Origin of the sequence: Vogesella mureinivorans, assembly GCF_007644035.1 — a bacterium.
Taxonomy (GTDB): domain Bacteria; phylum Pseudomonadota; class Gammaproteobacteria; order Burkholderiales; family Chromobacteriaceae; genus Vogesella; species Vogesella mureinivorans.
The window spans coordinates 1-264 of sequence record NZ_VMTV02000547.1; the positions used below are offsets into that span (position 1 = coordinate 1).

At 37.5% G+C, this 264-nt stretch carries 1 protein-coding gene; it reads left to right on the forward strand.

Annotation, left to right across the window (positions count from 1 at the left end; all coding sequences use genetic code 11):
- Positions 1-83: 83 nt before the first annotated feature.
- Positions 84-264 (forward strand): GTP-binding protein (locus FLQ44_RS14485; RefSeq protein WP_276607865.1); only part of this gene is annotated, 181 nt, incomplete at its 3' end.

A 264-nucleotide genomic window follows, 5' to 3' on the forward strand; every position in this document is an offset into this window, starting at 1 on the left:
ATACTAATCATAAGCCATGTACTCATATTCAATTGAGCAATTTTATAGGCAAATGGATATAGAAGAGATAACTTTAAAGTTTAATGTTAGTCCTTTTATCGCAACAAAAACCTGAGGGAGAAACTTGGGCGATTTTAATGAATGAGTTTGGGCAAATTGGTGTTGACCAGCAACTATTGCCTCAAGACTCTGGTTATGAAGTCAAAGAGTTATTGGGGGGGTGCTTATGCTGTGCTGGGCAACTTCCCATGCAAATTGCATTAT